The sequence below is a fragment of the Muricoccus roseus genome (assembly GCF_900141905.1).
In the GTDB taxonomy this organism is placed as follows: Bacteria; Pseudomonadota; Alphaproteobacteria; order Acetobacterales; family Acetobacteraceae; genus Roseomonas; species Roseomonas rosea.
In genome coordinates this window covers 134,084-155,607 of sequence record NZ_FQZF01000012.1, presented here as the reverse complement: position 1 = coordinate 155,607, position 21,524 = coordinate 134,084, and the positions used below count along the sequence as shown (strand labels likewise).

The window sequence follows — 21,524 nt, the reverse complement described above, 5'->3', positions numbered from 1 at the left end:
TCTGACTGCCGTGGATACCCTGATCGAAGGGATCTCTGGTTGTGAGGGTGCCCGTCCTGCCTTTGCAGCCGCCTGAGGTCTTAGACCTCAGGCGCACCGTCAGCCGAGTGATTCCAAACTTCTAAAAGAAGATGATGGTGAGGGGTCCGGGGAGAGGAAGAATTCTTTCTTCCTCTCCCCGGGACAGACCGACACCCCAGAATCGAAGCCCGCCGGTATCGCTCCGAGGCCACGGCGTGACAGCCCCCGGCCCCGGGGTCTAGGGAAGGTCGCCCCTCGTCGCCCCGCGGGCGGGCGGGCGAGTCGTGATCCCGCGCGGGGTGGGTGGTGCGATGAACATCCTCTCGATCCAGTCCTGGGTGGCCTATGGCCATGTGGGCAATGCCAGCGCCGTCTTTCCGCTGCAGCGGCTGGGGGCGGAGGTCTGGGCGGTCAACACCGTGCAGTTTTCCAACCACACGGGCTACGGCGCCTGGCGCGGGCAGGTCTTCGGGGCGGAGCTGATCGGCGACCTGGTGCAGGGGATCGAGGAGCGCGGCGCGCTGCCGCGCTGCGATGCCGTGCTCTCCGGCTATATGGGCGATGCCGCGATCGGCGAGGCGATCCTCGGCGCGGTGGCCAGGGTGCGCGCCGCCAATCCCGCGGCGATCTGGTGCTGTGACCCGGTGATCGGGGATGTGGGGCGCGGGATCTTCGTGCGGCCGGGCATCCCGGAGTTCATGCGGGACCGGGCCGTGCCGCTGGCCGCGATCGTGACGCCGAACCAGTTCGAGCTGGAATGGCTGACGGGACGGCAGGTGGTCTCACTGGAGGATGCCAAGGCGGCCGTGGCGGCGTTGCAGGCGAAGGGGCCGCGCACCGTGCTGGTGACGAGCCTTCAGGTGGAGGACACGCCGGAGGATTCCGTCGATCTCCTCGCCGGAGAAGAGGGGCGGTTCTGGCGGGTGCGGACGCCGAAGCTGCCGATCTCGGTGAACGGGGCGGGCGACGCGATGGCGGCGCTGTTCCTGTTCCACCGGCTGCGCTGGGATGATTCCCGGCTGGCGCTCTCGGCGGCCACTTCCTCCATTTACGGGCTGCTGCGGCGCACGGCGGAGGAGAAGTCCCGCGAGATCCTGACCGTCGCGGCGCAGGAGGAGTTCGTCACGCCCTCCCGCGTGTTCATGGCCCAGTCCTGCTGAGCGGGGCCTGCTGAGGGGGCCTCCAGGGCGCCGGGAGCGGCACGGGCATTGCAGGCCCGGCACGGGAACGCTCAAGATGCGCGCCCGCTACACGCTGCCCCTGGAGGCTTCCCGATGCTCCCGATCCTTCCCCGCCGCCTCCTGCTCGGCGGCGCCCTGGCGATGCCCTTCATCCGCATGGCGAGCGCGCAGCAGACCTTTGAGTTCGTCGCCGGCTCCCTCGGCGGCGGCTGGTACACGATGGGGGCGGGCGTCGCCGCCTTGGCGAAGGACGAGGCGGACCTGCAGATCCGCGTGGTGCCCGGCGGCGGGCTGGCGAACCCGACGCGCATCAACAATGGCCAGTCCCAGATGGGCTGGGGAATCGACGCCTTCACCGCCGCGGCGGTGCGGGGCGAGGAGCCGTATCGCGCCAAGCACGACAAGATCCGCACCCTCGGCACCGGCTATTCGCCGACCGAGCACAACTTCCTCCGCGCCGCCGACAAGCCGCTGGAGGACATGCGCGCCATCCTGACGCAGCGCGGGCTGCGGATCGGCACGCCGCAGCGTTCCTCGACGGATGAGATGACGCTGCAGCGCATCATGAAGTTCATCGGCACCTCGCCGGAGAAGATCCGGGCGGAGGGCGGCACCTATCTCAACGGCTCCTACAACGACATCGCCGCCGCCTTCGCGGATGGGCAGGTGGACTACATGTACTGCGCCCTCGCCAAGCCCGCCGCGATCCTGACCGAGATCGGGCAGGGCCGGCGCACGGCGCGGCTGGTGGCCTTCCCGGACGACATCCGCAAGCACCTGATCAATGCCTATGCCTACAACCAGGGCATCCTGCCGGCCGCGACCTATCCGGCGCTGCAGACCGCCGACCTGCCCGTGACCACGATGGACAGCGTGATCGTGGTGCATGAGAGCGTGCCGGAGGAGGTGGCCTACAAGCTGACCAAGGTGCTGATCGCGGCCAAGGGCGCGCGGCTGACGCAGATCCATGCCTCCATGGCGGCCTATGACCCGGCGGTGGCCTGGAAGTATGAGGGCGCGCCGCTGCATGCCGGCGCGGCCAAGGCCTATCGTGAAGCCGGCGTGATGCCGGGCTGAGCCGCATCCCTTGCGCGCATTGAAGGGGCCGCTCGGCCCGGTTCTGTCGGGGTGGCTGGCGCTTGCGGCGGCCGCCCATTTGTATTTCGGCGGCTTCGGCTTTCCCGAGCCGATCGCCATGCGGGCCTTCCACCTGCTGGCCTTCGTGCCGCCGATCTTCCTGCTCTGGCCGGCACGGGCCGAAAGCCCGAAGGACCGGCCGAGCCCCCTGGACTGGGCCTGGTTCCTCGCCGCCGCCGCGCCGCATCTCTGGGTCTGGGTGAATGCCGGCGCGGTGTCGGACCGCATGGAGTATGTGGACGACTTCACCCCAGTGATGTCGGCCATGGCCGTGCTGGCCATCGTCACGCTGCTGGAGGCCACGCGGCGCGCAGTGGAGCCGGGTTTGGCCTGGATGGTGATCATCAGCATCGCCTACATGGCCTTCGGCCACTTCCTGCCGGGGGTGCTGAACACGCGGCCCTTCTCCGTGGCCGAGATCCTCGAGGCCTCCTGGCTCGTGCCCACGGCGGGCGGCGTCTACGGGCCGCTGACCGGGATCGTGGCGACGACCATCGCGGTGTTCATCATCTTCGGCGCCTTCATGGCAGGCAGCGGCACGGGCCGGCTGTTCAGCAATCTCGGCGCGGCGGCGGCGGGGCGGTTCACGGGTGGGCCGGCGAAGGTGGCGGTCATCACCTCCGGCCTGTTCGGCACGATGAGCGGCTCCTCCGTCTCCAACGTCATCACGACAGGGGCAATGACGATCCCGCTGATGAAGCGCATCGGCTACCGGCCCGCCGTCGCGGGCGGGATCGAGAGCGCGGCGAGCGTGGGCGGCGCCATCATGCCGCCCGTGATGGGCGCGGCGGCCTTCGTCATGGCCGAGATCACCAACATCGCCTATGGCGAGATCGTCGTCGCGGCCGCGATGGGTGCCGTGCTGTACTATTTCGCCATCCTCTCCGCCGTGCATTTCGAGGCGAAGCGCGCGGGCATGGCGCCCATGCCGCGCGCCGAGATCCCGCCCTGGCGGGAGGTGCTGGCGGATGCGCATCTCGTCATCCCCATGGGCGTGCTCGTCTACCTGATGATGCAGCGCTGGTCCGGGAACTACGCGGCCTTCTGCGCGACCCTCGCGATGATCGTGGTCGCGATGCTGCGGCGGCGGACGCGGATGACGCCGCGCGCGATCTTCGAAAGCCTGCTGAATGCGGGGCTGACCATGGCGCCGCTGGCGGTGGCGATCGCCGGGGCAGGGATCGTGGTATCGGCGCTCACCGCCACGGGCATGGTCGTGGCCTTCGGCGGCATCATCAAGGACCTGGCCGGCGGGTCGCTGCCGCTGCTGATGATCCTGCTGGCGATCACGGTGCTGGTGCTGGGGATGGGGCTGCCGACCACGCCCTCCTACATCATCGCCGCGGCCATCGGCGTGCCGCAGCTGGTCGCCATGGGCGTGGACCTGCTGCCGGCCCATCTGTTCCTGTTCTACTTCGCGGTCCTGGCCGACGTGTCGCCCCCGGTGGCGGCGGCCGCCTTCGCGGCGGCTTCCATCGCGGGGGCCAAGCCGACCATCACCAGCCTGCACGCCACGCGCTTCGGCATCGCAGGCTTCACCGTGGGCTTCGCCTTCATCTACGACCCCGGGATCATGATGCGGGGCAGCTTGCTGGAGATCCTGCTCGCGGCCGGCATCCAAGTGGCGGCGCTGGTCGCGATCACGGCCTCCTATGCTGGGTATTTCCTCGCGCCGATCGGTCCGGTTGCCCGGGTGCTGCTCGGCGGGGCCGGGCTGGCGGCGGCCTTCGTGCCCGTGATCCCGGCGCCGGGCCGGCTGGCCCTGGCGCTGGCCGCGATGGCGCTGGCCTGGGTGCTCGGGCGGCTGGCGGCGCCGGCGAGGCGGGTGGCTTAGCCGCCCGTCCCCCGCTCGTCCCCCACCCGGCCGGTTCAGAAGCCGGCACAGCCGGAACGGAGGCTTCGGAGCACGCTCTCCTGGCCGAAGCGCGCCTTGTACGCGGCCGCCAGCGGCTCGGTGCGGCGGGATGCCTCCTCCAGCGTCGCGCCGGGCAGGACCAGCCAGAGGAGCTTCGCGGGCTCCCGGGCGATCCGCCCGTCCGGGGCGCGCCACTGGCCCTGGGCATCGAGGGAGGAGAGGCCGTCCGGGAAGCGCGGCGTGGCCTCCTCCGCAAGGAAGGCGGACCAGTCGGCCTCGCCCACGCGCAGCACGCCATCCGCGTTGCGGCCGAAGGCCAGCTCCGCGACCACGGCCGGGGCCGTGCCGGCGGGGCAGGACGGAGGGGCCGTGCAGGCGGCGAGGAGGAGCGGCAGCAGGGCCGCCGCGGCCCTCATGCGCCGGCGAGCACCACCACGCCGAGGCTGATCAGCGCGATGGCGACGATCTTCTGCGTGCCCAGCCCCTCGCCGAAGAAGAAATGGCCGATGAGGACGGCGACCACGTAGGAGACGGCGGTGAAGGGAAGGGCGACCGACATCGGGATCTTCCGCAGCGCCACGATGTAGAGCAGCGCCGCCCCGCCATAGAGGCCGAGGCCGATGATGGTGTGCGGACGGAAGAGCTGGGCGAGGAAGCCGCCTTCGCCCGTCGCGCCGGACTTCAGGAGGATCTGGCCGACCATCGAGGTGATGATGGCGGCCGTCAGGGTGAGCCAGTAGGCGGTCATGCCGCATCCTCGATACGCGTCTCGGCCACGGGGCGGGCCTGGATGATCTCGCGCACCACGCCCTGGGGCGTGCCGTTGGCTGAGAGGAAGGCGCGGCCGACATATTCGCCGAGCACGCCGAGGATGAGGAACTGCACGCCGGAGATGAGGAGCGTGACGGTCATGGTGGAGGCCCAGCCGGAGGGGGTCTCGCCGGTCATTGCCTCGATGATGACGAAGAGGGCGGCGAAGACGCCGAGCACGCCCATGGCCACGCCGGCGAAGACGGCCAGGCGCACGGGCAGGAGCGAGAAGTTGGTGGCGAGGTTCAGCCAGAGGCGGACCAGGCGGCGCAGCGTGTAGTTGCTGCGGCCCTCCACCCGCTTGAGGTGGAGCACCTCGATGGAGTCGATGCGCTGCGTGACCTGCATGATCAGGCCGTCGATATAGGGATAGGGCCCGGCGTAGCGGGTGATCTCGCGCACCACGAGGGCCGACATGCAGCGGAAGGAGGAGAGGTAGAGCCCGCGCGGCTTGTCGATCAGCAGGTCCGCCACCCCGTTGGCGAAGCGGCTGCCCAGGTTGCGCCAGCCCTCATGCTCCTTCACGGCGTAGCGCGTGTAGACGACGTCGAACCCGCCGAGCCGCGCATGGTCGTAGAGCTTCAGCACCTCTTCCGGCGGGTTCTGCAGGTCGTCATCCATGGTGATGACGTAGCTGCCGCGGGCGACGCGGAGGCCGGACATGACCGCGTTGTGCTCGCCGAAGTTGCGGGCGTGCTCGACATAGGTCAGCGGCACCGTGGCCTCGGCGGCCAGCCGGCGGCAGACTTCCCCGGAATTGTCGGGGGAGCCGTCGTTCACCAGCACGATCTCGATGCCGCCGGCGGGCTTGAGCGCCGAGAGGGCGGCGACGAGCGTGCCGACGGTGGCCGCGCCGCGATAGACGGGCACGACGATGGAGAGGCCGACGGTTTCCGTCGCGGGCGCCGGGGCGGTCTCGGGGCGCATAGGGCGGGGTCCTCTAGGGTCTGGTCGCGACCAGCAGCACGGAGCCGCCGGCGGGAAGGGGAAGGCGGGCCCGGCGCTCGATCTCGGTGACGCCGTGCAGGAGGTTGTCGAGCCAGGGCGGGAAGTCCCCCACATCGCTCGCATGGTCCTCGCGCCGGGCCAGGACCTTGCGCTGGAGGATCATGAGGGGAAGGAGGAATCCGTTCCAGTACCGGGCCGAGATATCGGCGAAGCCGGCGGCGCGGAGGAGGGAGGTGGCGCCGGCGGCCGTGTAGCGGCGGGCGTTGTGCACCCGCACGTCATGGGCCGAGAACATCCAGGCGAAGGCCGGCAGGTTCAGGACGAGGGTGCCGCCGGGGGCGATCACGCGCCGCAGCTCGGCCAGGGCGGCATCCTGGTCCACGGCCGCATGGCAGAGGACATCCACGGAGACCGCGGCGCCGAAGGCGGCATCGGGGAAGGGCAGGGCGTTGATGGTGCCGGCGGTGGTGGGCTGGCCGGACTTGGCGGCGGCCCGGGCGGCGGCGCGGGGGTTGTAGTCCAGCCCCAGGGCCGGGCGGGGCGAGGAATGGGCCAGGCGCGCGAGGAAGCCGCCCGTGCCGCAGCCGGCATCGAGCAGCGGCAGGGCCGGGAGGCCGGGCCGGGCTTCGATCGCGGCGAGGAGCCGGGCATGGATGGCGCGGTACCACCACATGCCTTCCTCGGCGGCGTCCATCAGGCTGTATTCGGCGTCTTCCAAGGCGGGCTCTGGGCGGAGTCGGTGGCGGGCCCGGGCCGTTCCGCCGGGTCCGGGGCCGGGACTAGCACGGGGCGGGTCGGCTTGTCGGCGCCTCGCTTCTGGCAGGGGGCTGCGGCAGGGACAAGGCAGCTCCGCCAAGGGGACGCCTCAATCGGGGGCTAGAATGGTGTTCAAGCCAGGGCCGGGCCTCGGCTGGGGGCCTCGGCTGTGGCCCCCGGTTGAGCCCCTGGCCGGGCCAAGGATTGCGCGGACGGGCCGCGCCACCCAGGATGCGACCGCAGAAACGCCACGCATGAACGCTTCCCTTCCTCCCTCTCCCGCGGCCGAGCCGGCGGGGCTGTCCGCCGCTGGGCGGGCGCCGCTGGGCACGCTGCTCAGGCCGGGATGGCGCGCGCGCTTCTGGCGGGCGGCGGCGTTGCTGCCGGCAGCCCTGTTCCTGCTGACCGTGCTCTCTCCCCCGCTGAACCACGACGTGGCGGCGGTGCTGAACTTCACGGAGCGCTGGATCGCGGGGGAACGGCTGTATTCGCAGCTGATCGACGTCAACCCGCCGCTGATCTTCGTCCTCAACCTCATCCCCGGCTATCTGGCGGAATTCACCCCGCTGGACGGGGTGAACGCGCTGCTGTTCTGCCTGGTGGCCCTTGCGGGGCTGTGCTGGTGGCTTTCCCTGCGCCTGCGGGACGGCATGGCCGAGGGGCCGGTCGAGACGGCGGCGCTGGCGGCGCTGGTGCCGCTGGTCCTGGTTCTGCCGGGCTATGATTTCGGCCAGCGCGAGGTGCTGATGGCGACGGTGGCCATCCCCTATGCCGTGCTGGCCGCGCGGCGGATGCTCGAGCTGCCCACCTCGCGCGGGATGACCTTCGGGGTCACGCTGCTGGCCGCGCTCGGCTTCGCGCTGAAGCCGCATTTCCTCGGCGTGCCGCTGCTGGTGGAGGCCGCGGTGCTGCTGCGGCCTCTGGCCCTGGGCGGCTTCGCGCGTGGCGCCTGGCGGCGCGCGGCGGCGGGGCTGAAGGACCCCGTGCCCTGGACCATGGCGGCGATCTGGCTGCTCTATCTAGCCTCCATTCCCCTCTTCTTCCCGGATTTCTTCGGCCATGTCGTGCCGCTGGTCTGGGATTATTACGTCGATCTTGGCGGGCTTTCGGCCTTCAGCACCTTGCTGACGGACCAGATGGGCCCGGCGACGCTGCTGCTGGCGATGGTCTCCTCGCTTTGCCTGATGCTGCGCTTCGGACCGCTGGTCCTCGCGCTCTGGGCGGCGATGGCGGGGGCGTTCCTCTCGGCCTGGGTGCAGCACAAGGGCTGGACCTACCATGTGGCGCCGGTCTTCATGCTGGGCGGGCTGACGGCGGGGGTGATGGCGGCGCGGTGGCTGGATGGTGCCCTGCCGGCCGGCCGCGCGCGGGCCGCGGCGCCCGCGATCGCGGCGGCGATGAGCGCGGCGCTGTTCCTGGTGATGGTGCGGGGCGGCGAGGCCCCGCTGCGCGAGATCAACTTCGAGGACGCCAAGGGCGGGCGGCTGACCGCCTGGCTGCGCGAGCATGCATGGAACGAGCGGCTGCTCGTCCTCACGCCCGATATCTGGCCGATCTACCCCGCGCTGAACTACGCCCACAGCCAGTCCACGCTGCGCTTCATGAACCTGTGGCTGCTGCAGGGCGTGAACCGCGTCTGCCCCGAGAACGGGGAGCGGTATCGCCAGCCCTGGGAGATGTCGCGGGCCGAGTTCTTCGTCTATCGCACGGTGGCCGAGGATTTCGCGGCGGCGCCGCCCTCGGCGGTGCTGGTGACGCGGCATGTGGGCATTCCCTGGTGCGGCAAGGAATTTGACTTCATCGAGTATTTCAGCCGCCATCCGCTCTTCGCGGAGGCCTTCCGCAACTACCGCCAGCAGGGCGAGATCGAGGGCTACAAGCTCTATATCCGCGAGGATTGAGGCGGGCCGCGAACACGATGGCCGGACCGCATGGCTGAATCCGGCCCGGCGCCCTGTCGCGGGCGCGGGTTGGGGCTAAGCTGCCCCCGCAGGACGTGCAGGCGGCCGCGCGAGGGGGGAAGAGATGGCATTCGAGGCATATGTCGGTCGCGATGAGGTGCGGGAGGACCGTGCCGATGCGCGCCTGGCGGAGGGGATGGCCGCCACGCTCGGGCGCTCCCTGGAGGGCGAGGCCTGGCCGGAGCTTTGGCACTGGATGCTGTTCCAGGACTGGCGCATGCCCGACGGGCTGGGGCCGGACGGGCATCCGCGCCGCGGCGGCTTCCTTCCGCCGGTGCACGACCTGCCGCGCCGGATGTGGGCGGGCGGGCGCGTGACCTTCCACGCCCCGGTGCGGACCGGGGATGCGCTGCGCCGCGTCAGCACCATCCTCTCGGTGAAGGAGAAGGCGGGCGGCTCCGGGCGGCTGGTTTTCGTCACGGTCGGGCATGTGCTGCACGGGCCGGGCGGCGTGCTGCTCGAGGAGGAGCAGGACATCGTCTATCGCGGCACCGAGGGCGCGGCGGTGAAAGATGCCCCGGCTGCGCCGGCCTGGGATGGCGCGCTGGAGGCATCGCTGGTGCCGGACCCCGTGATGCTGTTCCGCTATTCCGCGCTGACCGGCAACGGGCACCGCATCCATTACGACCACCCCTATGTGACGCGCGAGGAGGGCTATCCGGGCCTGGTCGTGCATGGACCGCTGCAGGCGACGCTGCTGGCGCGCCATGCGCTCGACCTCGCCGGGGGCGCAGGCCGGGGCATGCCGGGCGCGCGGCTGGCGCGCTTCGCCTATCGCGGCCGGCGGCCCTGCTTCGATGGGCGGCGGCTGGCGCTGCTGGGGCGGCGGGACGAGGCTGGCGTGATCCGGCTGGAGACGCGCGACGAGGCGGGCGCGACCTGCCAGGAGGCCGAGGCTTTTCTTGTCTGACCACCAAACCAGGGGGTCCGCGGCGAAGCCGCTGGCCCCGGATTCCTCCGCCGAGCGGCCCGACGAGGCGCTGCGCGGCATCGGACTGATCGCCCTCGGCTTCGGCATCGTCACGGTCTCGGACGCGGCGGTGAAATGGGTGCTGCCCGAGATCGGCGTCGCCATGGCGATGATCCTGCGGGGCTCGCTCGGGGCGCTGACCGTCCTGGTGCTCTCGGGCGGCTTCCGCGTGCGGGCCGTCAACCGGCGGCTGGTGGTGTCGCGCAGCCTGCTGCACTGCGCCGTGACGGTCACCTTCTACTTTGCCTGGTTCCGCGGCATGCCGTTGGCCGACAGCTATGCCGTGGCCGCCGTGGCGCCGCTGGCGATGACCGTGCTGGCCATCCCGCTGCTGGGCGAGACGGTGGGCTGGCGCCGCTGGCTTTCCACCGTGGCGGGGTTCCTCGGCGTATTGGTGATGGTGCGGCCGGGCGGCGACCTCTGGCGCTGGGAGGCTGCGGTGCTGCTGGGCGGCGTCGGCTTCATGGCGGTCACGCGGATCTGGACGCGGGTGCTGGCGCGGACTGACCGGCCGGCGACGGTCGCCTTCTGGCTGATGGTCGCCCATGTGCCCTTCGGCATCGCCATGCTGCCCTTCTTCCCCCCGGTCGGCTGGCCCTCCTGGGGTGGGGTGGTGGCGATCATCCTGCTCGGCCTCGGCAATGGCGCGGCGCATCTCCTCTTCGCCCGTGCCTTCGCGCTCGCGCCCGTGGGGCTGCTGGCGCCATTCGAATACTCGACGCTGGTGACGGGAACGCTGGTGGGCGTGCTCGTCTGGGGCGACGTGCCGGCCTGGACCACGCTGCTCGGCGCCTCGATCGTGGTCGCGGCGGGGCTCTACAACCTCTACCGAGCGCAGAAGCGGGCGAGGGAGGCCCAGGCCCTTCGGCAGGCCGCCGCAAGGGAGGCCCGCTGATGCCCCTGCGCCACGACATGCGCCGCGGGGCGCTGCTGATGGTGGGGGCCACGGCGGCCTTTGCGCTGATGGGCGTTTTCGTGAAGACGCTGAGCGCCCGCTACAACTTCCTCGAGCTGATGTTCTTCCGGAACGCCTTCTCCCTGCCCATCGTGCTGGCGGCGGGGCTGCGCGCGGGCGCGCTGCTGCGCACGCGGCGCTTCGGCGGGCATGTGGTGCGCGCCACCTCCGGGCTGCTGGGCATGGGCTGCGCCTTCTTTGCGCTGACGCTCCTTCCGCTGGCCGAGCAGACGGCGCTGAACTACACGCAGCCGCTCTTCATCATCCTGCTGGCCATCCCCTGGCTGGGGGAGCGGCCCGGCCCGGCGCGCTGGGCGGCGGTGATGGTCGGCTTCGCCGGCGTGGTGGTGATCGCGGCGGGGCAGGGTGCGGGCGGCGCGGGGTTGAGCAGCGCCGTCATCCTGGGTTGCGCGGTGGGTGCGCTGGGCGGCTTCTTCGGGGCGCTGTCCACCATGCTGGTGCGCCAGCTCTCGGCCACCGAGGCGAGCACGACCATCGTGTTGTGGCAGGCGTTGCTGATGGCGGCGATGACCGGGCTGTTCCTGCCCTTCGTCTGGGTGACGCCGAGCTGGGGCGACCTGGGCCTGCTGGTGGTGATGGGGCTGATCGGCGGCGTGGGGCAGGTGCTGAACACCGAGGCCTTCGCCAGCGCGCAGGTCTCCTCCCTCGGGCCCTACACCTACACTGGCTTGCTCTGGGCCGGGCTGCTCGGCTGGATCGTCTGGGACGAGGCGCCAGGCTTTGCGATGCTGCTGGGCAGCGCGCTGATCATCGGTGCGGGCATCCTCGTCCTGCGCAGCGAGTTCCGGGGGAGGACGAAATGAGCCCAGAGTTCCGGCGGGACGACCCCCTGGCGCCAGGAGCCGTGGAATGGATCGCGCCGGGGATCCGGCGCATCCTCTGCGGCAATCCCGGTCCTTTCACCTGGCGAGGGACGAACACCTACCTCATCGGTCGCGGGGAGGTCGCCGTGCTCGATCCCGGGCCGGTGGATGACGCGCATCGCGCCGCCATCCTCGCGGCCCTGGCCGGGGAGCGGGTGACGCGCATCCTCGTCTCCCACACGCATCGGGACCATTCGCCCGGCGCGGCCCCGCTCGCGGCGGCCACGGGGGCGGAGACGCTCGGCTTCGGGCCGCATCTCACCCCGGCGGCGGAGGGCGAGGGTGGGGACCACACCTTCTCCCCCGATACGCGGTTGCGGGATGGCGAGACGGTGGAAGGCGACGGGTGGCGGCTGACGGCCCTTCACACGCCCGGTCATTGCGCCAATCACCTGTGCTTCGCCCTGGAGGCGGAGCGGGAGCTGGCGCCGGAGGGCGTGCTGTTCAGCGCCGACCATGTGATGGCCTGGTCCACCAGCGTGGTGTCCCCGCCGGATGGGGACATGGCGGACTACATGCGTTCGCTGGAACGGGTGGCGGCGCGCGGCGACCGCCTTCTGCTGCCCGGGCATGGGCCGGCGCATGATGCCCCCGGCCCTTTCATCGCCGCGCTGATCGGGCATCGGCGGGAGAGGGAGGCGCGGGTGCTGGAGGTGCTGCGCGCGGCCGGCGGGCCGGCTTCGGCCCTGGCGCTGGTGCCTGCCGTCTATGGGCCGGTGCTGGAGGAGCGTTTGGTGCCGGCGGCGGCGCGGAGCCTGCTGGCGCATCTGGTGAAGCTGGAAGGCGAGGGGCTGGCCAGGCGGGAGGGCGAGCGCTTTCTCGCCGCTTGACCTTGCCATAGGGGGAAGCCCCAGCTTCGGGAGGCGAGGTGGGGCGGGGCGCCGTCGAGAGAGGCCATCGAGGGCCTGCCCTGGCCCGGCGGAAGCACCGACAGGACCACAGCCCATGATCTTCATCCCTCCCGCCACGGGAACCTCCGTGGCCAAGACCCGGTCGCGCCGTCCCCTCCTTCTCCTGGCCGTCGCGGCTTCCGCGCTGCTGGCCGCCCGGCCTGCCCTGGCTGTGCTGGGAGAGGGGGACGGGGAGGGCGCCGCGCCGGTCGTCACCCGCTCCTACACCGTGGTCTCGCCGGAGCGGCTGGCGGCGGTGCGGAAGGCGGACCGGGATTATGTGACCGGGATGCGCGCGCATCATGCGGGGGCGCTGACCATGTCCCAGGAGTATCTGAAGGATCCGCAGGCGAGCAGCCCGATCCTGAAGGAGCTGGCGCATGCAATCATGCAGAACCAGCGCTACGAGATCGCGGTGCTTGACGAGGTGGCCCGGCAGCTCGACCAGGCACCGCGGATGGTGGATCTCGGCTTCCTGCGCTTCGCGGTGCAGCCGGCCGCCTCCGAGGGGCTGGCGCAGCAATACCGCTACGCCCGCTATCCCGTGCCCAGCCTTCTCACGCCGGTGTTCCGTGCCGATGCGCCGGTGACCATGCGGGACGTGCAGTTCGCCAAGGCCATGACCATTCATCACCAGGGCGCGCTGGACATGGCCCGCGCCTACCAGGCTGACCCGAATGCGCGGAACAGCTTTCTCGGCCTGATGAACGTGGACATCGTGACGGACCAGTCGCAGGAGATCGCGCTCATGCGGCGCGTGGTCGCGGCCTATGCGGGAGATGCCGAGGCGGTGCCGGTGCCCGCCTCGATGATCCATGGGATGGACGGCATGTCCCATGGCGGACATGGCGGCGCCTCCCCACCCGCCGATCGGCACGCGGGGCATGGGACGGGTGCGGCGGCGGAGCAGGGGGGCGGACATGCCGGGCGTGAGGCGGTGATGCCGCCGGCGCCGGCCCGTCCGCGCCGGGCCGCGACACCGCCCGCGCAGCGGCGCCCGCCGGCCTCGCGGGGTTCGGGGCAGGGCGGGGGCTCGGGGCATGGTGGCAGCGAGGGCGCGGCGCCGAGGGCCGGGGCCGGTGCGCCGGCCGGGCACCACCATCATTGAACGGGGGCAGGGAGCCGGAGGCGGGCGGAAACGCCGCGCTGGCGGCGCCGTTGTAGGGGGATGAACCCCTTTCCGGAGGCCGCCCCGGCCGGGTGCCGCTGATGCCGGCGCCCCGGGGCGGGCTGCGGCTGGCCCAGCCCATCAAGCAGGCCATCACCTCCCAGGTGGTGGCGTTGTTCAACGATCGCGAGCGCGGCGAGCGGCCGGTGACGCGGCGGCCGGATGGCCTGTTCGGGCCGGATTCCGTCGCTTGGCGCGTGCATGGCGACGTGACCTCGATGATGGTCGGCGGCGTCGCGGGGCTGCTGTTGCAAATGCTGCATCCCGCCGTGCTCGCGGGGGTGTGGGACCATTCGAACTTCCGCGCGGACATGCATGGGCGGCTGCGGCGCACCGCGCGCTTCATCGCGCTGACCACCTATGGCGGGCGGGAGGAAGCGGAGGCCGTGATCGCGCGCGTCAGGGGGATCCACGGGCGGGTGCGCGGCGCCTTGCCGGACGGGAGGCCCTATGCCGCCGACGATCCGGCGCTTCTGGCCTGGGTGCATGTGACGGAGGCGGAGAGCTTCCTGGAGGCCTGGATCCGCTATGCCGAGCCGCGGATGCGCGCCGCGGAGCAGGACCGCTACTTCGCCGAGATGGCGCAGGTCGGGCAGGCGCTGGGCGCCGACCCCGTGCCGCGCAGCCGGGCCGAGGCCCGGGCGCTGATCGCGCGGATGCGGCCGGCGCTGCGCTCGGATTCGCGCACGCGCGAGGTGGCGCGGCTGGTGCTGGGGCAGCGGGCCACCCACCCCATGGCGGAGCCGGTCCAGGCGCTGACGCTGCAGGCCGGGGTGGAGCTCTTGCCGGACTGGGCGCGGCGGATGCACGGCTTTCCCGCCCCGGTCTTCAGCCGCCCGCTGGTGCGGGCCGGCATGCTGGGCATCGCGCGCACGCTGCGCTGGGCGTTTTCGGCCGGGCGCTGACGGGGGCACCCCTATCGCATCCGTTCCAGCCGGCGCGTGTCCCGCCCCTGGTACCAGATCAGCGGCCGCGTCTCCCGCTCGGCTTCCGGCAGTTCCATGAGGTCGCGGAACTCGCCCAGCACCTTGGCGGTGATGGGGGCGAGTTCGTGGGGCGGGGTTTCGCCCAGCGCGTAGAAGGCCAGGTGCTCCAGCTCGCCCGAGCCGGCGAGGGTGCCGGTGGCGGCGTCGGCCGGGGCGTAGAGGAAGCGGGCGTTGAAGCGCACCGGGCTCATCGCGGGGGTCAGGGCGCGGCAGAGATAGCGGAGGGGCGCGAGATCGGCCTGAAGGCGGTCCGCCTTCATCTGGCCGAGGGTCAGGCCGGTCTCCTCCTGCAGCTCGCGGATGGCCGCGACAGCGATGGCATGGGCGAGGCGCGGCGCGGCGCGGAGTTCGAGCGACTTGCGGGTGTGCGGGTGCAGCTCGGAGGCGGCGGGGGCGGTGCGGTCCTCCCGGTCCACCCGGCCGCCGGGAAAAACGAGGCGGCTCGGCATGAAGCGGTGCCCGGCGCTGCGGACGCCCATGAGGACTTCGAGGCCGCGTGAACTCTGGCGCCAGAGAAGCAGGGTGGCGGCGTCGCGGGGCCGGACGATCCTTTCCGGCCGGGGCTCGCCCGCGGCGGTGAAATCGGTGGGTCGCATCGGTTCGGGCATAGCGCCTCCTCTCGTCGCCGCTTCGGGCGCTTCCTGGGCGCGCGGCCCGGCTGCCGTGATCTTGCGCCGGCGGGGGAGGCCCGGCCAGGGGGGCGGAGGCCGCATGCCAGACAAGCGAGAATCGCTCGCAACGTGTTGTTTTCAGCGGTCACGGAGGCGTGGGCGGCTTGACAGTCAGGGGATGAAGACGCATTTCCCCGCCATACCGGACCGCTGGGGTCTGGTATCCCCTTCAGCGGCCGGAACCCCCACCGTGTTGCGCTTGTCGAAACTGGCGGATTACGCCGTCGTCCTTCTCGCCCGGCTTGGGCGGGAGGGCGGGCTGCATACCGCACCCTCCCTCGCCGCCGCGACCGGCATCGCCGAACCGACGGTGGCGAAGGTGCTCCGCATCCTGTCTCAGGGCGGGCTGGTGGAAGCCCAGCGCGGTGCGCGCGGCGGCCACAGGCTGAGCCGGCCCATTTCGGACATCCCGCTTGCCGAGGTGATCGTGGTCATGGACGGCCCGATCGCGCTTACGGCCTGTGTGGATGGCGCGATGGGCGGCTGCGACGCCGAGCACCATTGCGCCGTGCGCGGCCGCTGGGACCCGGTGAACGAGGCCGTCCGCGCCGCGCTGTCCACCATCAGCATCGCCGATCTCTCGCGGCCCTCCTGCCCCGAGATGCACCGGCCCCCCGTCTTCTCCCCCGCCCATGTGGCGGCCCCATCATCCGCCCCTTGGGCCGCCGAGTAAGGGACCCGACATGCCCGCCGTCGAAGAGACCCTCGATACCGTCCGGGACGCCACGCAGGGCGCCTATAAGTGGGGGTTCGAGACCGATATCGAGATGGAGTTCGCCCCGAAGGGGCTGAACGAGGATATCGTCCGCTTCATCTCCGCCAAGAAGAACGAGCCGCAATGGCTGCTCGACTGGCGCCTGCGCGCCTTCGAGGTCTGGAAGGGCATGGAGGAGCCGCGCTGGCCCGCCGTGACCTATCCGCCGATCGACTACCAGGACGCCTATTACTACGCCGCGCCGAAGAAGAAGGACGGCCCGAAGTCGCTGGACGAGGTCGATCCCGAGTTGCTGAAGACCTATGCCAAGCTGGGCATCCCGCTGAAGGAGCAGGCGATCCTGGCCGGCGTCGAGGGCGCGGGCGAGGTGCCGGCCGACGGCGCCCGCATGCCCGTGGCGGTGGATGCGGTGTTCGACAGCGTCTCCGTCGCGACGACCTACCGGGAGCGGCTGGAGAAGGAAGGGATCATCTTCTGCGCGATCTCCGAGGCGGTGCAGAAGCACCCGGAGCTCGTGCGGAAGTATCTCGGCACGGTGGTGCCCCATACCGACAACTTCTTCGCGGCACTGAACAGCGCGGTCTTCACGGATGGCAGCTTCGTCTACATCCCCAAGGGCGTGCGCTGCCCGATGGAGCTGTCCACCTATTTCCGCATCAACGCCAAGAGCACGGGCCAGTTCGAGCGGACGCTGATCATCGCCGACGAGGGCGCGACGGTCTCCTACCTCGAGGGCTGCACCGCGCCGCAGCGGGACGAGAACCAGCTGCATGCGGCGGTGGTGGAGCTGGTCGCGCTCGATGACGCCTCGATCAAGTACAGCACGGTGCAGAACTGGTACCCGGGCGACGAGAACGGCGTGGGCGGCATCTACAACTTTGTCACCAAGCGCGCGGCCTGCCGCGGCAAGCGCAGCAAGGTGAGCTGGACGCAGGTGGAAACGGGTTCCGCCATCACCTGGAAGTACCCGTCCTGCATCCTGCAGGGCGAGGAATCGGTGGGCGAGTTCTACTCGGTCGCCATCACCAACAACCACCAGCAGGCCGATACCGGCACCAAGATGATCCATCTTGGGAAGAACACGCGCAGCACCATCGTCTCGAAGGGTATTTCGGCCGGCAAGGGCCAGAACACCTATCGTGGCCTGGTGCGGATCAGCCCGAAGGCCTCCGGCGCGCGCAACTTCACCCAGTGCGACAGCCTGCTCATCGGCGATCTCTGCGGCGCGCATACCGTGCCCTACATCGAGAACCGCTGCATGACGGCGAAGGTGGAGCATGAGGCGACCACCAGCCGTATCGCGGAGGACCAGCTCTTCTACTGCCGGCAGCGCGGGCTGTCGCAGGAGGATGCGGTGGGCCTGATCGTGAACGGCTTCTGCCGCGAGGTGCTGAAGGAACTACCGATGGAATTCGCGGTCGAAGCGCAGAAGCTGCTTCAGATCAGCCTGGAAGGGAGCGTCGGCTGACATGCTGCGCATCGAGAACCTCACCGCCGAAGTGGACGGCAAGCCGATCCTTAAGGGCGTCACCCTGGAGATCCCGGATGGCGAGGTGCATGCCATCATGGGGCCGAACGGCGCGGGCAAGTCCACGCTTTCCTACGCGCTCGCCGGGCGCGAGGGCTACGAGATCACGGGCGGTGCCGTGCTGCTGAACGGGCAGGACCTGTTGGAGATGGAGCCGGAGGAGCGCGCGGCCGCCGGGCTGTTCCTCGCCTTCCAGTATCCGGTGGAGCTGCCGGGCGTCGGCAACGCCAACTTCCTCCGCACCGCGCTGAACGCCATCCGCCGCACCCGCGGCGAGGCGGAGGTGGATGCGATGCAGTTCCTCAAGCTGGCGCGCGCCCGCATGAAGGAGCTCTCCATGCCCGAGGACATGCTGAAGCGCGGCGTGAATGTCGGCTTCTCCGGCGGCGAGAAGAAGCGGAACGAGATCCTGCAGATGGCGCTGCTGCAGCCGAAGATCGCCATCCTGGACGAGACCGACAGCGGGCTGGACATCGACGCGCTGAAGATCGTGGCCGATGGCGTGAACGCCATGCGCGGCCCCGCCTTCTCCGCCCTGGTGATCACCCATTACCAGCGGCTGCTGAACCATATCGTGCCGGACCGCGTGCATGTGCTGGCCGATGGCCGCATCGTCACGTCGGGCGGGCCCGAGCTGGCGCACCGGCTGGAGGCCGAGGGTTATGCGGGCGTCCTCCATGAGGCGGCCTGAGGACAGCGAGATGAACAGCGTGACCCCTTCCGGCAACGCGGCGGCGTTCCTGCACCGCTATGCCGGGCTGGCCGAGCGCCTGCCGGGGGCCTCCATCCCCGAGGTCCGCAAGCTGCGCGACGCCGCGGCCGAGACGCTGATGGCGGGCGGCCTGCCCAGCCGGCGCGTGGAGGCCTGGCGCTACACGGACCTCTCCCCGATGCTGCGCGGGGCGTTCCGCGAGGCCCTGACCGCCGTGGACGAGGCGGTGGTGCTGCCGGCGAAGCGCGCGGAGCGCCGCGCGGTCTTCGTGGATGGGCGGTTCCGGGCGGACCTGTCGGAGCTGGACGGGTTGGTGGCCGCCTCGCTGGCCGAGGTGATCGAGACCGTGGCGGGCCGGCTGAACACGGTGGCCTCGGCCTCGCAGCCCATGGTGACGCTGAACACCCTTCTCTTCGAGGACGGGCTGGTGCTCGAGGTGCCGGAGGGTGCCGATGCGGGGCGGCTGGAGCTGCTCTCCGTTGCCTCTGGCGAGACGGCGAGCACGGTGCATCCGCGCCATCTCATCCGGCTCGCGCGCGGTGCGAAGCTCGTGCTGCTGGAGACCGCGCTTTCGGCAGCTGGCGCGCGGCACCTGCACAACCCGGTCTTCGAGATCGAGGTGGCCGAGGGGGCGAAGATCACCCATGTCCGCGTGCAGCGGGAGGCGGAGAGTGCCTATCACCTCGCGCATCTCGGCGTGCGCGTGGCGGAGGGCGGCACCTATGACGGCTTCGTGCTGAATGCGGGCGGCAAGATCAGCCGCAGCGAGACGCATCTGGCCCTGACCGGCCCGAACGCCATCGCGCATCTGAACGGCGCGCAGCTGGTGGCCGAGGGGCAGCTGGCCGATACGACCACCGCGCTGGACCATGCGGCGCCGAACTGCGCCTCCCGCCAGACGGTGAAGACGGTGCTCGCCGGGCGTTCGCGCGGCGTGTTCCAGGGCAAGATCCTGGTGCGGCGCGAGGCGCAGAAGACCGACGGCTACCAGATGAACCAGGCGCTGCTGCTCTCCGAGGATGCCGAGATCGACAGCAAGCCGCAGCTGGAGATCTACGCCGACGACGTGAAGTGCAGCCACGGCGCGACCGCCGGCGCGCTGGACCCGGACAGCCTCTTCTATCTCCGCGCCCGCGGCATCCCGGCCGATACGGCCCGCGCCATGCTCGTGCGCGCCTTCCTGCAGGAGGCGGTGGAGATCGTTGCGGACGAGCCGGCGCGCGAGGCGCTGGAGGAGGCCGTGTCGGCCTGGTGGGCCCAGCATGGAGAGGCTGCGTGATGGACGGCACCCTGCGCCCGGCCCTGGATGTTCAGCGGATCCGGCAGGATTTCCCGATCCTGTCCACCAAGGTGCATGGCAAGCCGCTGGTGTTCCTGGATTCCGGGGCTTCGGCGCAGAAGCCACGCGCGGTGATCGATGCGATGCGGGCGATGTTCGAGACGAGCTACGCCAATGTGCATCGCGGCGCCTACCATCTGAGCGAGGCCTCCACCGCGGCCTATGAGGCGGCGCGGGAGGCCGTGGCGCGCTTCCTGAACGCGCGGGATGCGCGGGAGGTGGTGTTCACCTCCAACAGCACGGCCGCGATCAACCTCGTCGCGCATTCCTATGGGCGTGGGGTGATGAAGCCGGGGCAGGCGGTGGTGGTGTCCGAGATGGAGCACCACGCCAACTTCGTGCCCTGGCAGATGCTGGCCCAGTCGCATGGGATCGCGCTACGCATCGCGAATGTCACCGATGCCGGCGAGCTGGACATGGCGGACCTGGAAGCGAAGCTGGCCGATGGGAAGGTCGGGCTGGTGGCCGTCACGCATATGTCCAACGTGCTGGGCACCGTCACCCCGGCGGCCCGCATCGCGGCGCTGGCCCATGCCCATGGCGCGAAGGTGCTGTTCGACGGCTCCCAGGCGGCGGTGCACCGTCGCGTGGACATGCAGGCGCTGGACGCTGACTTCTATGTCTTCACCGGCCATAAGCTCTATGGCCCGACCGGCATCGGCGTGCTCTGGGGCCGGCTGGAGCTGCTGGACGCGATGCCGCCCTTCCTAGGCGGCGGCGACATGATTTCCGAGGTGACCCGCGAGGGCTTCCGCCCCGCCCCGGTGCCCGCGAAGTTCGAGGCCGGCACGCCGCCGATCGTGGAGGCGGTGGGGCTGCACGCAGCCATCGACTATGTCAGCGCGATCGGGATGGAGGCCATCGAGGCGCATGAGCGCGCGCTGGTCGATCATGCGATGACAAAGCTCTCGGCCATCGAGGATCTGACGGTGATCGGGCGGGCGCAGGACCGGGGCGGGGTCTTCTCCTTCGCGCTCGGCAACGCCCATGCGCATGATCTTTCCACGCTGCTGGACCGGGTGGGCATCGCGGTGCGCGCCGGGCGGCATTGCGCGGAGCCGCTGCATGTCCGGATCGGGCATGACAGCACCTGCCGGGCGTCCTTCGGCCTCTACACCACGCATGAGGAAGTCGATTTCCTGGCGGAGGCGCTGACCTCCGCGCGGAGGTTCTTCAGCTGATGTTCGATGACCTGCGCGACCTCTACCAGGAGGTCATCCTGGACCACGGGCGCAAGCCGCGGAACTTCCGCCGGCTGGAGGCCGCCGATCTGAACGCGCGCGGGGACAACCCGATGTGCGGCGACCGGATGGAGCTGTTCCTCGATATGGAGGGGGACCGCATCGCGGATGCGTCCTTCCAGGGCCGGGGTTGCGCCATCTCCATGGCGAGCGCCTCGCTGATGACCGAGACGGTCAAGGGCAAGACGGCCCTCGAGGCGCGAGAAATGGCCGCGAAGTTCCGCGAGATGGCCATGACCGGCGCCTGCCCGGAATGCGGCGGCGCGCTGGAGGAGGAGATGGAGCGGCTCCAGGTCCTCTCCGGCGTGCATGAGTTTCCCAGCCGCGTGAAATGCGCGACGTTGGCCTGGCACACCCTCAACACCGCCCTCGACGGCGGGAAGGAGGCTTCGAGTGAGTGAGCCCATGACCCATACGGGGGCCCATCCCGGGGCGAGCGAGGGTGCGACGCATGAGGCCTGGTCGCCAGACGGGCCCATCGCGCCCACGCGGGTGAGCGAGGTCGCGGTGCTGGATGCGCTGAAGACCGTGTTCGACCCCGAGATCCCTGTCGATATCTACGAGCTCGGCCTGATCTATGCCGTCGAGGTCGAGGATGACGGGGCGGTGAAGATCGACATGACCCTCACCACGCCCTCCTGCCCCTCGGCGCAGGAACTGCCGGGGCAGGTGGAGGAGGCGGTGAGGGGCGTGCCGAACGTCACCTCGGCCAAGGTCGAGATCGTGTGGGATCCGCCTTGGGATCCGTCGCGGATGAGCGAGGACGCGAAGCTCGCTCTGAACATGTACTAGAGGA

22 protein-coding genes are annotated in these 21,524 nt (G+C 70.7%); 17 read left to right on the top strand and 5 right to left on the bottom strand.

Annotated elements, in window-relative coordinates:
- The first annotated feature begins 332 nt into the window (after positions 1-332).
- The 3 genes from pdxY (at position 333) to BUB97_RS12080 (ending at position 4,173) form a co-directional block, all read left to right on the top strand.
- Complete coding sequence (gene pdxY / locus BUB97_RS12090) at positions 333-1,181, top strand: pyridoxal kinase PdxY (protein ID WP_073135008.1); 849 nt, start codon at positions 333-335, stop codon at positions 1,179-1,181.
- 114 nt (positions 1,182-1,295) lie between these two features.
- Positions 1,296-2,279 (top strand): TAXI family TRAP transporter solute-binding subunit, encoded by a 984-nt coding sequence (locus tag BUB97_RS12085; RefSeq protein WP_073135006.1) that lies wholly within the window; start codon positions 1,296-1,298, stop codon positions 2,277-2,279.
- 10 nt (positions 2,280-2,289) lie between these two features.
- Positions 2,290-4,173: a TRAP transporter permease gene (locus BUB97_RS12080; RefSeq protein WP_086062140.1), complete on the top strand. Its 1,884-nt coding sequence runs from the start codon at positions 2,290-2,292 to the stop codon at positions 4,171-4,173.
- Between the two features lie 35 nt (positions 4,174-4,208).
- Here the strand turns inward: BUB97_RS12080 and BUB97_RS12075 are convergent, their stop codons facing one another.
- The 4 genes from BUB97_RS12075 to BUB97_RS12060 are packed head-to-tail and all read right to left on the bottom strand — an operon-like array spanning position 4,209 to position 6,670.
- Complete coding sequence (locus BUB97_RS12075) at positions 4,209-4,610, bottom strand: DUF3574 domain-containing protein (protein WP_073135002.1); 402 nt, start codon at positions 4,608-4,610, stop codon at positions 4,209-4,211.
- Complete coding sequence (locus tag BUB97_RS12070) at positions 4,607-4,942, bottom strand: DMT family transporter (RefSeq protein WP_073135000.1); 336 nt, start codon at positions 4,940-4,942, stop codon at positions 4,607-4,609. The genes BUB97_RS12075 and BUB97_RS12070 overlap by 4 nt, the downstream gene beginning before the upstream one ends.
- Complete coding sequence (locus BUB97_RS12065; protein ID WP_073134998.1) at positions 4,939-5,931, bottom strand: glycosyltransferase family 2 protein; 993 nt, start codon at positions 5,929-5,931, stop codon at positions 4,939-4,941. The genes BUB97_RS12070 and BUB97_RS12065 overlap by 4 nt, the downstream gene beginning before the upstream one ends.
- Positions 5,932-5,944: 13 nt before the next feature.
- Positions 5,945-6,670 carry a class I SAM-dependent methyltransferase gene (locus BUB97_RS12060; RefSeq protein ID WP_073134996.1) on the bottom strand — a complete coding sequence of 242 codons (726 nt, stop codon included), beginning with the start codon at positions 6,668-6,670 and terminating at the stop codon, positions 5,945-5,947.
- A 292-nt stretch (positions 6,671-6,962) separates the two neighbouring features.
- Here BUB97_RS12060 and BUB97_RS12055 point away from each other — a divergent pair, with 292 nt between their 5' ends.
- The 7 genes from BUB97_RS12055 to BUB97_RS12025 all read left to right on the top strand — a co-directional run bounded on the left by BUB97_RS12055 (position 6,963) and on the right by BUB97_RS12025 (position 14,441).
- Positions 6,963-8,609, top strand: a complete 1,647-nt coding sequence (locus BUB97_RS12055; RefSeq protein ID WP_073134994.1) for a hypothetical protein — start codon at positions 6,963-6,965, stop codon at positions 8,607-8,609.
- A gap of 124 nt (positions 8,610-8,733) precedes the next feature.
- A complete protein-coding gene (locus BUB97_RS12050) occupies positions 8,734-9,579 on the top strand; it encodes an HTD2 family dehydratase (RefSeq protein ID WP_073134992.1) in 846 nt (281 codons plus the stop codon).
- Positions 9,572-10,534, top strand: coding sequence for a DMT family transporter (locus tag BUB97_RS12045; protein ID WP_245818281.1), 963 nt, complete (start codon positions 9,572-9,574; stop codon positions 10,532-10,534). The genes BUB97_RS12050 and BUB97_RS12045 overlap by 8 nt, the downstream gene beginning before the upstream one ends.
- Positions 10,534-11,418 carry a DMT family transporter gene (locus tag BUB97_RS12040; RefSeq protein ID WP_086062139.1) on the top strand — a complete coding sequence of 295 codons (885 nt, stop codon included), beginning with the start codon at positions 10,534-10,536 and terminating at the stop codon, positions 11,416-11,418. The genes BUB97_RS12045 and BUB97_RS12040 overlap by 1 nt, the downstream gene beginning before the upstream one ends.
- The gene (locus BUB97_RS27260; protein ID WP_073134990.1) at positions 11,415-12,308 is read left to right on the top strand and encodes an MBL fold metallo-hydrolase; all 894 of its coding nucleotides are present in this window, start codon (positions 11,415-11,417) and stop codon (positions 12,306-12,308) included. The genes BUB97_RS12040 and BUB97_RS27260 overlap by 4 nt, the downstream gene beginning before the upstream one ends.
- A 115-nt stretch (positions 12,309-12,423) precedes the next feature.
- Positions 12,424-13,476 (top strand): DUF305 domain-containing protein, encoded by a 1,053-nt coding sequence (locus tag BUB97_RS12030; protein ID WP_073134988.1) that lies wholly within the window; start codon positions 12,424-12,426, stop codon positions 13,474-13,476.
- Between the two features lie 101 nt (positions 13,477-13,577).
- The gene (locus BUB97_RS12025) at positions 13,578-14,441 is read left to right on the top strand and encodes an oxygenase MpaB family protein (protein ID WP_073135055.1); all 864 of its coding nucleotides are present in this window, start codon (positions 13,578-13,580) and stop codon (positions 14,439-14,441) included.
- Between the two features lie 11 nt (positions 14,442-14,452).
- Here BUB97_RS12025 and BUB97_RS12020 read toward each other — a convergent pair whose 3' ends face one another.
- A complete protein-coding gene (locus BUB97_RS12020; RefSeq protein WP_245818280.1) occupies positions 14,453-15,130 on the bottom strand; it encodes an NUDIX hydrolase in 678 nt (225 codons plus the stop codon).
- Positions 15,131-15,383: 253 nt separating this feature from the next.
- Between BUB97_RS12020 and BUB97_RS12015 the strand changes: the two genes are divergently transcribed.
- From BUB97_RS12015 to BUB97_RS11985, 7 genes are read left to right on the top strand one after another with little or no spacing between them, the layout of a single operon-like run.
- Positions 15,384-15,866, top strand: a complete 483-nt coding sequence (locus tag BUB97_RS12015) for an SUF system Fe-S cluster assembly regulator (RefSeq protein ID WP_086062138.1) — start codon at positions 15,384-15,386, stop codon at positions 15,864-15,866.
- 10 nt (positions 15,867-15,876) lie between these two features.
- Positions 15,877-17,376 carry a Fe-S cluster assembly protein SufB gene (gene sufB / locus BUB97_RS12010; protein ID WP_073134986.1) on the top strand — a complete coding sequence of 500 codons (1,500 nt, stop codon included), beginning with the start codon at positions 15,877-15,879 and terminating at the stop codon, positions 17,374-17,376.
- Position 17,377: 1 nt separating this feature from the next.
- Positions 17,378-18,127 carry a Fe-S cluster assembly ATPase SufC gene (gene sufC, locus BUB97_RS12005; protein ID WP_073134984.1) on the top strand — a complete coding sequence of 250 codons (750 nt, stop codon included), beginning with the start codon at positions 17,378-17,380 and terminating at the stop codon, positions 18,125-18,127.
- Positions 18,128-18,137: 10 nt separating this feature from the next.
- Entirely contained in the window at positions 18,138-19,427 is a 1,290-nt protein-coding gene (sufD, locus tag BUB97_RS12000) for a Fe-S cluster assembly protein SufD (protein WP_073135049.1), read from the top strand.
- On the top strand, positions 19,427-20,668 hold the full coding sequence (locus tag BUB97_RS11995; protein ID WP_073134982.1) for an aminotransferase class V-fold PLP-dependent enzyme: 1,242 nt from the start codon (positions 19,427-19,429) through the stop codon (positions 20,666-20,668). The genes sufD and BUB97_RS11995 overlap by 1 nt, the downstream gene beginning before the upstream one ends.
- Positions 20,668-21,129 carry a Fe-S cluster assembly sulfur transfer protein SufU gene (sufU, locus tag BUB97_RS11990; RefSeq protein WP_073134980.1) on the top strand — a complete coding sequence of 154 codons (462 nt, stop codon included), beginning with the start codon at positions 20,668-20,670 and terminating at the stop codon, positions 21,127-21,129. Before BUB97_RS11995 ends, sufU begins: the two co-directional genes overlap by 1 nt.
- A 4-nt stretch (positions 21,130-21,133) precedes the next feature.
- On the top strand, positions 21,134-21,520 hold the full coding sequence (locus BUB97_RS11985; RefSeq protein ID WP_073134979.1) for an SUF system Fe-S cluster assembly protein: 387 nt from the start codon (positions 21,134-21,136) through the stop codon (positions 21,518-21,520).
- Positions 21,521-21,524: the final 4 nt, after the last annotated feature.

Coding starts and splice junctions, on each gene's coding strand:
- BUB97_RS12085 (WP_073135006.1), top strand. CDS start 1,296: ATGCTCCCGATCCTTCCCCGCCGCCTCCTGCTCGGCGGCGCCCTGGCG.
- BUB97_RS12030 (WP_073134988.1), top strand. CDS start 12,424: ATGATCTTCATCCCTCCCGCCACGGGAACCTCCGTGGCCAAGACCCGG.
- BUB97_RS12040 (WP_086062139.1), top strand. CDS start 10,534: ATGCCCCTGCGCCACGACATGCGCCGCGGGGCGCTGCTGATGGTGGGG.
- BUB97_RS11985 (WP_073134979.1), top strand. CDS start 21,134: ATGACCCATACGGGGGCCCATCCCGGGGCGAGCGAGGGTGCGACGCAT.
- BUB97_RS12070 (WP_073135000.1), bottom strand. CDS start 4,942: ATGACCGCCTACTGGCTCACCCTGACGGCCGCCATCATCACCTCGATG.
- BUB97_RS12075 (WP_073135002.1), bottom strand. CDS start 4,610: ATGAGGGCCGCGGCGGCCCTGCTGCCGCTCCTCCTCGCCGCCTGCACG.
- BUB97_RS12055 (WP_073134994.1), top strand. CDS start 6,963: ATGAACGCTTCCCTTCCTCCCTCTCCCGCGGCCGAGCCGGCGGGGCTG.
- sufD (WP_073135049.1), top strand. CDS start 18,138: ATGAACAGCGTGACCCCTTCCGGCAACGCGGCGGCGTTCCTGCACCGC.
- BUB97_RS12050 (WP_073134992.1), top strand. CDS start 8,734: ATGGCATTCGAGGCATATGTCGGTCGCGATGAGGTGCGGGAGGACCGT.
- sufC (WP_073134984.1), top strand. CDS start 17,378: ATGCTGCGCATCGAGAACCTCACCGCCGAAGTGGACGGCAAGCCGATC.
- BUB97_RS12025 (WP_073135055.1), top strand. CDS start 13,578: ATGCCGGCGCCCCGGGGCGGGCTGCGGCTGGCCCAGCCCATCAAGCAG.
- sufB (WP_073134986.1), top strand. CDS start 15,877: ATGCCCGCCGTCGAAGAGACCCTCGATACCGTCCGGGACGCCACGCAG.
- BUB97_RS12065 (WP_073134998.1), bottom strand. CDS start 5,931: ATGCGCCCCGAGACCGCCCCGGCGCCCGCGACGGAAACCGTCGGCCTC.
- BUB97_RS11995 (WP_073134982.1), top strand. CDS start 19,427: ATGGACGGCACCCTGCGCCCGGCCCTGGATGTTCAGCGGATCCGGCAG.
- BUB97_RS12020 (WP_245818280.1), bottom strand. CDS start 15,130: ATGCCCGAACCGATGCGACCCACCGATTTCACCGCCGCGGGCGAGCCC.
- pdxY (WP_073135008.1), top strand. CDS start 333: ATGAACATCCTCTCGATCCAGTCCTGGGTGGCCTATGGCCATGTGGGC.
- BUB97_RS27260 (WP_073134990.1), top strand. CDS start 11,415: ATGAGCCCAGAGTTCCGGCGGGACGACCCCCTGGCGCCAGGAGCCGTG.
- sufU (WP_073134980.1), top strand. CDS start 20,668: ATGTTCGATGACCTGCGCGACCTCTACCAGGAGGTCATCCTGGACCAC.